An 11,607-nucleotide genomic window follows, 5' to 3' on the forward strand; every position below is an offset into this window, starting at 1 on the left:
CCGTTCGGGCCGAGACCGGCCTCAGCCGCGCGCGCCGCGTTCGGTCGCCTGCACGATGGCCGACTCCAGCACAGACTGATCGGCCGGGCGGAAGCCCTCGTGTTGCAGCAGCACCCGGCCGTCGGCCCCCACCAATACGCTGGTGGGCATGGCGCGGGCGCCCCAGCGGCGCGGGGTGTCGCCGCTGGCGTCGAAGGCGATGCGGAAGCTGGGTGGGAACTGGCGCAAGAAAGCGTCGGCGTCGGCCCGTTCGCGGTCGACGTTGACCGCGACGATTTGCAGGCCGCGCGGCCCGTGGCGCTGCTGCATCAGGTTCATCCACGGGAAGCTCTGGCGGCAAGGTCCGCACCAGGAGGCCCAGAAGTCGACCAACACGACCCGGCCCTTCAGGGCCGGCGAGCTGGCCAGGTCCAAGGTGCCGTCCAGGCTGGGCAGGGACAGCGCCGGGGCCGGGCTGCCGACGGTGGCGGCCTGCGCGGTGCCGGTCAGGAACGGCAGGCCGGCGAGTGCGACAGCGCCCCCGCAGGACTGGCGCAGCAGCGCGCGGCGGTTGAGGGTCGGCTCGGTCACGGACCGGTCGGTGGACAGGTTCAAGCTCAGGTTCAGGCTCTGGTTCAGGCTCAGATTCATGGGGTGCTTCCTTGAGGATTTGGGCCGCCCGGCTCGCGCTGCACCCAGTGCGGCACGCCCTGGGCTGCCAGCCAATCTTCGGCATGGGGGCCTTGCAGCATGGCCAGCGTCGACAGCACGCCCGCCTCGCTGCAGGTCGGGGCGGCCACGGTGACCGAACGCGGCGCGCCGATTACCGGCCAGCCGGTGCGGGGGTCGAGGATGTGGCCGTAGCGCACGCCCTCACGGTGGATGAAACGGCGCGCATCGCCGCTGGTGGCCAGGCCGCCGACCCGCAGGTCGAGCAGGCCGGCGCTGTGTGCCGCCGCGCCATCGGCGGGCTGGGGCGCATCCGGCCGCTCGATGCCGACCCGCCAGGCGCTGCCGTCCTGACGCGGTCCGCTGGCCGCCAGATCGCCACCGAAGTTCACGAGCAGCGCAGGGGCCACGCAGCCCAACTGCCCGGCTTGCTGCAGCAGCAGGCCGAGCACGCGGTCGACCGCGTATTCCTTGCCGATGCCGCCCAGGTCCAGCTCCATGCCGGCCGGCACGCGCAGACGTGGCCGCTGCCAGTCGATGCGGTGCCAGCCGACGTGGGCTCGCAAGGCCTCGACCGCGCCGGGTTCGGGCAGGCGGTCGCTGCCGTCGAAGGTCCAGGCCCGCCGCAACACGCCGCTGCTGATGTCGAACAGGCCACCGCTCAGGGCATGGCACTGGGCGGCGAAGTCGATCAACAGGGCGCTTTCCTCGTCCAGCGTGTGCCAGACATCGGCTTGGGCCTGCCAGCGCGAGACCACGCTGTCGGCCCGGTAGCGGCTGAACTTCTGCTCGATGCGGCGGGCTTCGGCCTGCGCGGTCTGCAGCAGCGCGCGGGCCTGCGCCTGCGTGACGCCTTCGAGCAGCACCTCGCACGGGCTGGTCATGGCCTGGAAGCGCCCCCGCCAGCCGCCGGGCACGGCCTGCGGCTCGGGCGGCTCGGGAAGCTCGGGCGGCGCCGTCAGATCGAACGGCTGGACGGGTTCGGCCACGGCAGCGAGGCTCACCAGTTGAAGCGGTAGCCGGCGGTCAGCATCGTCGCCGTCAGGCCGGGGGCGATCGGCAGGCCCTGCAGCACGCCCGGTGCGTTGGCGGGCGTGGCCTGGACCTGGCGGTAGACCTCGCCCCGCAGCGTCAGCTCGCCGCCCCAGGACAGCGGCTGGCCCCAGGTCAGGCCCAGCGTGTTGCCGCTGAACTTGGCCAGCCGCGGATCGGCGGAAGCGGCCGACAGCGTGGTGCTGTGACCGGTGCTGTCCCAGTCCTGGCCGTCGACCAGCCAGCCGCGCCAGAAGTCGGCCGCGCTCTGGCGGTGATGGCGCCAGCGCGGCTCGAGGTAGCGACCGCCGCCCAAGTTGACGCGCCAGCGTGCGTCCAGGGTGTGCGAGCGCACGCCCCAGTCGTCGCGGTAGCCGCGCCAAGACAGGTCGAGCACGTCGCGCGCCAGATGGACCTTGTGGCCCCAGTACAGCGAGGTGCGGCTGCGCGAGTCCGGCCGGCTTTCATGCACATAGCGATCGCCCGCCAGCAGGCCGGTGCTGCCGTCGACCACCGACAGGATCTTGTAGGGATCGCTGTGTTCGCCGCTGCCCCGGCCGAGGCCCAGGTTCACCTGCATCAGCCAGCGCCGGTTCATCACCTGCGTGAGGCCCAGCAGCACATCGGCCACGTTGCGGCTGCCATTGCCCAGGCGCGGGCCGTTGGCCGAGGCCACGCTCAGGCCCACCGGCGTGCCGCCGACCGGGCGCATCTGGTTGGCTTCGAGCGCCAGGCCCAGGCTCAGCGTGGTGTTGCGGCCGTCGAGGTCATGGGCGACGGCCAGGCTGGTGCCCAGCGAGGTGAAGTCGTATTCCTGCGAGAAATTGCCACCGACCGACAGCCGGGTCATGCGTCCGAGCGGGCGTTCATAGCCCACCGACAGGGCACCGCGGGTGTCCTTGAAACTCGGGTCCAGCGGCGTGCTGCCGGCGGCGGTCGTGTAGCTCTGGTTGCCGGACGGCGAGGTGAAGGTCTGCGCGCCCGGTTGTGCCACCGCGCCGTTGGGCGAGGCGCCGGTCAGCGTGTCAACGGTCAGCTTGAGCGACAGCGTGTGGTCGTCGGCATCGGTGCGGCGCAGCGCGATGACCGGCTCGACGGCCTTCACCCGGCCGCCGTTTTCGGCATAGAGCAGCACGGCGCTGTCGACCTGCCAGGGCACGCGGGCGGTGGGGCTGGCGGGTGCGTCCGCTGCCGCCTGGGCCAGCGGTGCGACCGGCGCCAGCAGGGCCGCGACGGCCGTGCCCAGCGCCAGCCGCAGGGCGGGACGGGCGGCCGAAGCTGCGGTCGTCGGGCTCGGGTTCGGGTGTGAGGTCAGTTGCATCCACAGCCCCCGCCACCAAAGCCGCGACCGCCGGTGGCCGCTTCTTTGCTGAAGTAGATGTGGTCGTCGTAGGCGGCCTGCAGCGCGTCGTTGCCGGGCTGCATCTCGGGCTTGGCGAGCAGGTCACGCTCCCAGGGTTCGACGCCCCAGGTGATGCCCGACTGCGCGCAGCCGCCCAGCAGGGCGGCCAGGCTGGCACCGAACAGTGCCCGTCGTGTGGAACGGAGGAATCTGGATGTCATCGTCACTGCAGCGACCGCATGGGTCACGCTCCGGTTTCGGGAAGACGCCGAGATTCCGGGCCCAAGGTGAAGGCAGACTGAACTTTTCGCGGGCCCCACCGGCAAGGTGCGTCCAGTCGTGACGAGCTTGACGTGGATCAGATCCGGCGGCCGTAGGGGCAGTGGCCGGGGCGGGGTCCGACCTCCGGGTGCTTGCGGCAGGTGTCGGGCCGCTGCGCATAGACCGTACAGCGTCGGCTGGTGGCATCGAGGTAGCGGCAGTCGCCATCGGCCCGCCGGGCCAGCGTGAAGATGCCCGAGCGGTCGTGGTAACGCTCGACCACGCGGGCCTTCTCCAGCCGCCGGGCGATCAGCCGGGGCGCCTCGTGTTCGGCCTCGAAGGGGTCGACCAGCCCGAGCCGGACCAGATCGGGCAGGCGGACCTCCACCGGCATCGTGCAGCAGTTGGCGGCGCAGTCGTCGCACAGGCCGCGGCGGTAGCGGGTCCAGGTGATCGGGCGGTCGACGTCGACGATGGTGATGGGCGATCGCATGGGTCGGGTCTTGTGGCGGACGGTCGGTCAGACGCTCGGCGGCGGGGCCGCATCATCGCCGCTCGGCGCCCCCCTAGAATCCGCGCCCCTCCCGTTCCCGGTGCTGTCCACATGTCCGAATCCGTCGCCCCCCGCATCGTCATCGACCCCGAGATCCAGGCCTACATCGACCCGCTGACGCCCGACGAGCACGATGCGCTGGAGCGTAGCCTCGTCACCGAGGGCTGCCGCGATGCGCTGGTGCTCTGGGGCGAACTGCTGGTCGACGGCCACAACCGCTACGGCATCTGCCAGAAGCACGGCCTGCCCTTCCAGACGGTGCAGAACACGCGCTTCCGCTCGGTCGAGGACGTCAAGCTCTGGATGATCGAGCAGCACCTGGGCCGTCGCAGCCTGACCGACTTCCAGCGCGGGGAACTGGCCCTGCGCCAGCGCCAGATCGTCGCGGCGCGGCGTGAAAAGCAGTTGCAGGAGGCCGCCTCGATGGCCGCCACGACGGCCACCAGCGGCGCCACAGACGATGCCGCGCCCTGGGACGTCGACGGCGCCCCGCCGCCCTCGGCCGAGGCCGGCGCCGCCGCAGCGACCGGCGCACCGATCGCCCCGTCCGCGCTCAAGAGCCGCGAGGAACTCGCCCGCGCCGCCCGCCTGAGCCCTGCCCAGGTCGCGATGATCGAGAAGATCCACCAGCAGGCCGCGCCGGAAGTCGTCGCCGCCGTGCGCGCGGGCGACCTGTCGATCAGCGCCGCCGCAGCCGTGGCGACGTTGCCGGCCGAGGAACAGGTGGCCGCCGCCAGCGGTGGCAAGGACGAGCTCAAGCAGGCCGCCAAGCGTGCCCGCGAGGCCCGTCGCAAGCCAAAGGACGACGCCAGCGACAGCGTCGACGCAGCGGTCCATGCGCCCGATTCGGTCGAGGTGCTGCGCGCGCGCATCGCCGAGCTGGAGGCCGAGAACGCCGCGCTGAAACAGCAGCTCGCGCGCCTGCAGGCCGGCTGACCGCGCGTCCCCTTCAGGCCAGCGGTTCGGGCTGACCGGCCAGCGCGACGTGGCGCGCCTCGACCGACGGGTGGCGCGCGACGCCGACGGCATCGAGCGGGCGATCGGCCTTGCTGGAGAAACGGAACATCGGCGCCTTCCAAGGCTGGTGCGCCGGGCCCAGTGGGTTGCCGGGATGGCACTGCGCCAGGTCGTCGGCGATGGACACCCCCAGCGCGCGCAGCTCACCGGCCATCCAGTTCAGGGCGATGTTGGACAGCCCGCTCTCCTCGCCGGCCGGATAACCGCCACCGACGTCCGCATGGGCGCCGGCAAACTGCAGCTGTCGGATGTTCGGGTGCGAGGCATCCCACAGCGTGGGCGTGAAGTCCACCCGCCGCTCGCCCCGCGCCACCGCATGCAAGCCGTGCTCGACCTTGGGGCTGAGCGCGTTGTCGGCGAACTGGTAGCGGTCGCGGCGGATTTGGCCCTGGTAGTCGGGCAGGCCCAGCGAGCCCACGGTGTCCCAGACCGCCACGGCACGGATCGACGGCACCGGCACGAAGTCCTTGTCCGTCAGCGCATCCCGGTCGAAGAAGGCGCCGATGTGTGCCAGCGACTCCGCCAGCCGGGCGCGCCAGTCGACGTCCTGGCTGCGGTTCTGGCGATGCCGGTACCAGGCTTTGGCCCCTGCCTGGTAGGCGGCCTCCTTCGGCTGCGTCAAGCCCTTGCGCAACAGGCCTTGGCCGGCCACCAACCCGGCCAGGGCACGGGCGGTGTAGGCCCCACGGCTGAAGCCGATGATGACGATGGCGTCGCCGGGCTCGTAGTGGCGCGACAGGAAGGTGTAGCCACGCACGATGCGCTTGATGATCCCCGCGCCAAAGGTGCCGCCGAACAGCGTGCTGATCGGCCCGCCAGCGTCGCCCACACCGTGGATGTAGCGGGCGCGCTGGAGCTCCACGCCGTCGACCGTCAGGACCTTCTCCTGCTCGTCGGCTTCCGGCTCGTCGCGGCCGACCGGCACGCCGTCGAGGGCCTGGTAGAGCTTGAGCACGTTGGTGATGCCGTCCTGCTTGCGTTCCTTCTCGTCAGGACCTTCCGGGACGGGGCTCGTCAGGTCGTCCGGCTGGACCAGCGGTCGGGGCGCGTCGTCGTCGTCGGGTCCGTTCCAGGTGCCATCGGCACAGAACACCAGGGTCTTGGGCATCTTGTCTTGCTCCTGCGAGACGCCGGCCACGCTGGCCGGTCGGCTCGGGGACTGTCGCCCCGCGTGCGTGGCAGCGTCAACACGGCCGCAGCGGTCCTACCCTGAAAGAAGGAGGGAAAACCGCACGGACGGCCTCGCGGCGTGCGGGCTTGCGTGCGGGTTGATGTGCGCGCCGCAGCCCGTCAGATGCCCAGCAGGATCCGCCAGCCCTTGTAGCGCAGCGTCGCCTGGGCGTTGCCGATGCGTTCGAGCAGCAGGCCGGGCTGGATGGCCTCGCCCTCCATCACGATCGCGCCGTTGATGATCAGGCTGCGGCGCGGCGGGTCGTCCATCTGGATCAGGCCGCCGACGCTGAGCGCGGGCAGCTCGCGCCGGACCTCCTCGGGCAGCTCGGCCAAGGCGACCGGCCGGCCATCGGCGGGCGGCAACATGGCCGGCGCGACAGGGGGCGTGACGGGCGTGGCAGGCGCGACCACGACGCCTGTCGCCGGGGCGGCCACGGCGCTGGCGGCCACCTTCGGCGAAGGCGCTGGCGCGGCCGGCGGGGCGGGCACCGCGGCAGCGGTCGGCGCGGCGACGAGCGGGGCCTCTCGCTTCGGAGGGAGCGCCACAGGGGGCGCCGCAGCAGGTGGAACGGCCGGCGCCACGGCCGCCGTCACGGCCGGCGCCGCCACGGCAGCGGTGGGCGCTGGCGCAGGCGCTGGCACTGGCGTTGTGACTGGCACTGGCGGCGACGCCACGACCGGCACGGCCGGCGTCAGGTCCGCACGGACCCAACGCCACCAGACCCCCGCGCCGACCACCAGCGCGATCAGCAGCAACAGGCCGCCGGCACCGGCTGCCACCCAAGCCCAGGGCAGCGACGTGGCGCGCGAGGCCGGCAAGGGGACGGTGGCCGGGCCCAGGCCGCTGTGCAGGCCGGGCACCTCGCCACGGGCACGTTCGGCCTCGGCCTTGCGCAGGGCATCCAGGACGATGGACATGCTCAGTTCGCTCCTGCCGTCGCGGCATGTTCGAGTCGCGGTTCGGGCACGCCGGCCGCCTGGTTCAGGCGCATCAGCGTCACCGGACCGACCTTGCCGTCCGGCTGCAGACCCTGCGTCAGCTGGAAGGCCTGCAGGCGTGCCTGCAGACGGGCCTCTTGCGAGGCACCCAGAGCCACGCCGGCGAGGTCCGGCAAGCGTTGCAGGGTCTCGTCCAGCCAGGCCTTGCCGGCTGGGGTGGGGTTCGGTCCGAGCAGGCCTTCGGGCGAGCGCCAGAGCGTCACGTAGTCGCCGCGCCAATGGACCGCGAGCCCCGCCAGCGGCAGGCTGACACGGCCTTGCGGCAGTTCCATCACGGCCTGCTGGCCATCGATGCCGAGCAACAGGGCGTGCTGGCCGGCACCGGTGGGCGTGCCGGCCAAGCGGATCAGCGCCGGACGATCCAGCTGGCGGGCGAGCACCACGCTGGCCTGGGTCCGGTAACAGGCCACGCCGACCCGCCGGGTCGCGTCACAGCCTTCGCCCGCCAGCAGGTCGATGCCCCATTGCCGCGCCAGCACGCGCAGGGCGCTGGCCTCGTCACCCCAGCCGATGATCGGGTCCGAAGGACCCAGCGGTCGCGCCGCAAGGCCGTCGCGGCTGTTGTCGGCGGTTGGGCTGGGCCGCTCGGAAGGCGCGGTGGCGGCCAGGTCCGCCACGGCGGTCGACGCCAGATTTACCGCCACGTTCGGGTTCGACACGCGGTCGGTCGCGCTGCGCGCCAGATCCGGCCCCGCGTCCGCCCCGACCACGCCACCGCCCTGGGTGCCGGCATGCCAGACCGACAAGCCAAAACCGACGGCCACCGCCACGGTCGCGATGCCCACGCCCCAGGCCAGCTGGCGACGGAATTCGCGCCGTTCGCTCACCATGCGCACGCGTCGCTTGTCGAAGACCTCGTTGGCCGCGCTGCGCACACCTTGCGCGTCGACCTGCGCCTGGCCACGCGAATACGCTCCCAGCAGCGAGCGATCGCACAGCAGGTTGATGCGCCGCGGCACCCCGCCGGTCAGCTTGTGGATCTGCAAGAGCTGACGCGCGGTGAACGGTGATGCGGCGCCCAGGCCGGCCACCCTCATCCGGTGCAACACGTATTGGGCGGTCTCTGCGGCACTCAGCGGGCCGAGGTGGCAACGCGCCACGATGCGCTGGGCCAGCTGTTCCAGCTCGGGCCGGGCGACCATGTCGCGCAGCTCGGGCTGGCCGATCAGCATGATCTGCAGCAGCTTGCGTTCGGCGGTCTCGAGGTTGGTCAGCAGGCGCAGCTGCTCCAGCACCTCGGGCTCGAGGTTCTGTGCCTCGTCGATGATGAGGATGCTCTTGCGCCCGGCCGCATGGGTGGCCAGCAGGTGGCGGTTGAGCGGCTCGACATAGTCCTGCACCGTCACGCCCGGCGTGCCGGCGGCCGGCGCGGCGACGCCGAACTCGTCGCACACGGCCTTGAGCAGCTCGTGCACCGTCAGCTTGGGGTTGAAGATGTAGGCGACCTCGCAGTCGGCCGGCACCTGCTCCAGGAAGGCGCGGCAGACGGTGGTCTTGCCCGCGCCGATCTCGCCGGTCAGAAGCACAAAGCCGCCGTTGCCGCGGATGCCATACATCAGGTGCGCCAGCGCCTCGCGGTGCCGCTCGCTCATGTAGAGAAAGCGGGGATCCGGAGCGATCGAGAAGGGTTCGTGCTGGAGGCCGAAGAAGGACGCGTACATGGTCCTGAGAATAACGGCCGGTCCTGAAAAAACCTGAGCAGTGAAAGCCTCAGACCCGTGGCGTCTGACCGCCCAACAGGGCCCGCAGGCCGTCCTCGTCCAGCACCGGGATGCCGAGTTCGCGGGCCTTGTCGAGCTTGCTGCCGGCCTCGGCACCGGCGATCACGTAGCTCGTCTTCTTCGACACCGATCCCGCCACCTTGCCGCCGGCCGCTTCGACCAGGTCGCGGGCGGCGTCGCGGCCCAGCGTGGGCAGGGTGCCGGTCAGCACCAGCGTCTTGCCGGCCAGCGGCAGCATCGAGGCATCCATCTCTGCGCTGCCGTCGTGTTCGTCCCAGACGATGCCGGCGGCACGCAGTTGTTCGACCACCTCGCGGTGGTGCGGCTGGTCGAAGAAGGCACGCAGGCTGCGGGCCACGACCGGGCCCACGTCGCGCACGGCCTGCAGCTGTTCCTCGGTGGCGTCCATGATCCTGTCCATCGCACCGAAGTGGCGCGCCAGGTCCTTGGCCGTGGCCTCGCCGACGTGTCGGATGCCCAGCGCGTAGACAAAGCGCGCGAGCGTCGTGCGCTTGCTGGCATCGAGTGCGGCCACCAGGTTCTGCGCGCTCTTCTCGCCATAACGTTCGAGCTCGACCAGCTTGGCCACACCGAGCTTGTAGAGCTCGGGCAGGGTGCGGATCAGGCCACTGTCGACGAGTTGCTCGACCACCTTGTCGCCCAGGCCCTCGATGTCCATCATGCGTCGCCCGGCCCAGTGCAGCAGCGCCTGCTTGCGCTGCGCCGGGCAGGTCAGCCCGCCGGTGCAGCGCCAGTCGACCTCGCCGTCCTCACGCGCGATCGGGCTGGCGCAGACCGGACAGCGCCCGCCCAGCCGGGCATACAGGTCGAAGGGCTCGCCGACATCGTCCGGCCGGCGTTCCAGCACCACGCCGACCACCTCGGGGATGACGTCACCGGCCCGCCGCACGATCACCGTGTCGCCCACCCGCACATCCTTGCGGCGGGCTTCGTCCTCGTTGTGCAGCGTCGCGTTGCTGACGGTGGTGCCGCCGACGAAGACCGGCTCCAGCTTGGCCACCGGGGTCATCTTGCCGGTGCGACCGACCTGGATGTCGATGGCCAGCAAGCGCGTCAGCTGCTCCTGCGCCGGGTATTTGTGGGCCACCGCCCAGCGCGGCTCGCGGGTCTTGAAGCCGAGTTGCTGTTGCAGCGCCCGGTCGTCGACCTTGTAGACCACCCCGTCGATGTCGAACGGCAGGGCGTCGCGCTTGGCACCCATCGCGGCATGGAAGTCGACCAGTCCCTGCGCGCCCTCGGCCACGACCCGATCGGCGCAGACCGGCAGGCCCATCGCCACGAACGCATCCAGCAGACCGGCATGGCTCGGCGGCAGGTCCCAGCCCTGCACCTCACCCACGCCGTAGGCATAGAAGCTCAGCGGCCGCTGGGCCGTGACCGCAGGATCGAGCTGCCGCACCGCACCAGCGGCGGTGTTGCGCGGGTTGACATAGGTCTTCTCGCCCTTCTCGCGCTGTGACTCATTGAGCCGCTCGAAGTCGTCCCGGCGCATGTAGACCTCGCCCCGGATCTCGATCACAGCGGGAACGGCGGGAAGCGTGGGGGCCGTTCCGCCGCCGGGCCGCCCCAAGGCGGAACGCGCCCCCTCGGGGGGCAGCGACCCGCCTTCGGCGGGAAGCATGGGGGCCCACATCAACCTGAGAGGTATTTGCGAGATGGTGCGGATGTTCTGGGTGACGTCCTCACCGGTTTCGCCATCGCCACGCGTGGCGGCCTGCACCAGCACGCCGGCCTCGTAACGCAGATTGATCGCCAGGCCGTCGAACTTCAGCTCGGCGGCGTAGCGCACTGGCGGGTCGGCCTCGGTCAGCTTCAGGGCCGAACGGACCCGCTCGTCGAAGGCCAGCGCACCTTGCGCGGTGGTGTCGGTCTCGGTCTCGATCGACAACATCGGCACCGCATGCCGCACCGGCGCCAGGCCGTCCAGCACCTGACCGATCACGCGCTGGGTCGGCGAGTCGGCGGTGCGCAGTTCGGGGTGTTCGGCCTCGATCGCCTGCAGGGCCTGGAAGAGGCGGTCGTATTCGGCGTCCGGCAAGGACGGCGCGTCCAGCACGTAGTAGCGGTGCGCGTGCTGCGCCAAGGTGGCGCGCAGCCAGGCGGCGTGCTCGGCGGCGGGTGCATCGGGGGCCGGCGCGGGGGGGATCAGGTCGGTCATCTCAGGCATCCCGGAAGTCTAGCCAGCGCCACCTCGGGCGATCCGGAAACCGCTGCTTACGAACATGCGCATCGGTTTACAGGCGCGCCCTCCAGCCGCCGCCGCGCGCGGCCGAAAACCGATCAACACAGCCCGCGACCGGATCAACCGCATGGCCCAGCACCCTGCCCTCCACACGCCCGCGATCCAGCGCTGCGCGCTGACCCTGCTGCTCGGTGCGGCGATGCTGTCCAGCCCCGCAGCGCGGGCCGACAGCGGCATCGAGCGATCTGCCGACGCCACCGACCTGAACGTCAGCCTGCGCCTGCACCTCGGCCCGCTCAGCCGCCGCAGCATCGAGGTCGGCACCCTGCTCCACGCCGAAACCGGCCATGAACGCCTCTATGCCTACGTCGACCTGCAGGACCGCCTGCCGCTGCCGGTGCGCCGGGTGCTGCGTCAGGTCGACGGCGGCATCACGGTCGAAAGGGGCACTGCCAGCCTGGCCCCCGAGGCACGCAGCCTGAACCGCAGCAACCTGGGGTCGATGCTGCGCTGGCGCCTGCAAGACGGCACGCAGGTCGCCATCAAATTACGTCAGCGGAAGGCGGGCTTGCAGTTCACGGTACCGATGCAACTGTGATCGGACCTTCACGGCCAGTACCCAGGACAGACGACTGTCCCGGACACTCGGCCCAACAAC

11 protein-coding genes are annotated in these 11,607 nt (G+C 71.4%); 2 read left to right on the forward strand and 9 right to left on the reverse strand.

Annotation, left to right across the window (positions count from 1 at the left end; genetic code table 11):
• Window positions 1-21 precede the first annotated feature (21 nt).
• The 5 genes from EV685_RS07665 to EV685_RS07685 all read right to left on the reverse strand — a co-directional run bounded on the left by EV685_RS07665 (window position 22) and on the right by EV685_RS07685 (window position 3,776).
• The gene (locus tag EV685_RS07665) at window positions 22-630 is read right to left on the reverse strand and encodes a TlpA family protein disulfide reductase (protein ID WP_130481405.1); all 609 of its coding nucleotides are present in this window, start codon (window positions 628-630) and stop codon (window positions 22-24) included.
• The gene (locus tag EV685_RS07670; protein WP_242615472.1) at window positions 627-1,637 is read right to left on the reverse strand and encodes an FAD:protein FMN transferase; all 1,011 of its coding nucleotides are present in this window, start codon (window positions 1,635-1,637) and stop codon (window positions 627-629) included. Before EV685_RS07670 ends, EV685_RS07665 begins: the two co-directional genes overlap by 4 nt.
• 11 nt (window positions 1,638-1,648) lie before the next feature.
• Window positions 1,649-3,001 carry a DUF3570 domain-containing protein gene (locus EV685_RS07675; RefSeq protein ID WP_130481406.1) on the reverse strand — a complete coding sequence of 451 codons (1,353 nt, stop codon included), beginning with the start codon at window positions 2,999-3,001 and terminating at the stop codon, window positions 1,649-1,651.
• Window positions 2,992-3,243, reverse strand: coding sequence for a DUF4266 domain-containing protein (locus EV685_RS07680; RefSeq protein ID WP_130481407.1), 252 nt, complete (start codon window positions 3,241-3,243; stop codon window positions 2,992-2,994). The genes EV685_RS07675 and EV685_RS07680 overlap by 10 nt, the downstream gene beginning before the upstream one ends.
• Window positions 3,244-3,380: 137 nt before the next feature.
• Complete coding sequence (locus EV685_RS07685) at window positions 3,381-3,776, reverse strand: YkgJ family cysteine cluster protein (RefSeq protein WP_130481408.1); 396 nt, start codon at window positions 3,774-3,776, stop codon at window positions 3,381-3,383.
• A gap of 111 nt (window positions 3,777-3,887) precedes the next feature.
• Between EV685_RS07685 and EV685_RS07690 the strand changes: the two genes are divergently transcribed.
• Window positions 3,888-4,772: a plasmid replication/partition related protein gene (locus EV685_RS07690; protein ID WP_130481409.1), complete on the forward strand. Its 885-nt coding sequence runs from the start codon at window positions 3,888-3,890 to the stop codon at window positions 4,770-4,772.
• 13 nt (window positions 4,773-4,785) lie between these two features.
• Here EV685_RS07690 and EV685_RS07695 read toward each other — a convergent pair whose 3' ends face one another.
• The 4 genes from EV685_RS07695 to ligA form a co-directional block, all read right to left on the reverse strand.
• Window positions 4,786-5,961, reverse strand: coding sequence for a DUF2235 domain-containing protein (locus EV685_RS07695; protein ID WP_130481410.1), 1,176 nt, complete (start codon window positions 5,959-5,961; stop codon window positions 4,786-4,788).
• 182 nt (window positions 5,962-6,143) lie between these two features.
• Window positions 6,144-6,944 (reverse strand): general secretion pathway protein GspB, encoded by an 801-nt coding sequence (locus EV685_RS07700; protein ID WP_130481411.1) that lies wholly within the window; start codon window positions 6,942-6,944, stop codon window positions 6,144-6,146.
• A gap of 2 nt (window positions 6,945-6,946) precedes the next feature.
• Complete coding sequence (locus EV685_RS07705) at window positions 6,947-8,686, reverse strand: ExeA family protein (RefSeq protein WP_130481412.1); 1,740 nt, start codon at window positions 8,684-8,686, stop codon at window positions 6,947-6,949.
• Between the two features lie 49 nt (window positions 8,687-8,735).
• Window positions 8,736-10,934, reverse strand: coding sequence for an NAD-dependent DNA ligase LigA (ligA, locus tag EV685_RS07710; protein ID WP_207224781.1), 2,199 nt, complete (start codon window positions 10,932-10,934; stop codon window positions 8,736-8,738).
• A gap of 142 nt (window positions 10,935-11,076) precedes the next feature.
• Between ligA and EV685_RS07715 the strand changes: the two genes are divergently transcribed.
• Complete coding sequence (locus tag EV685_RS07715) at window positions 11,077-11,547, forward strand: hypothetical protein (protein ID WP_130481414.1); 471 nt, start codon at window positions 11,077-11,079, stop codon at window positions 11,545-11,547.
• Window positions 11,548-11,607 lie beyond the last annotated feature (60 nt).

The organism is Sphaerotilus mobilis, assembly GCF_004216565.1.
In the GTDB taxonomy this organism is placed as follows: domain Bacteria; phylum Pseudomonadota; class Gammaproteobacteria; order Burkholderiales; family Burkholderiaceae_C; genus Sphaerotilus; species Sphaerotilus mobilis.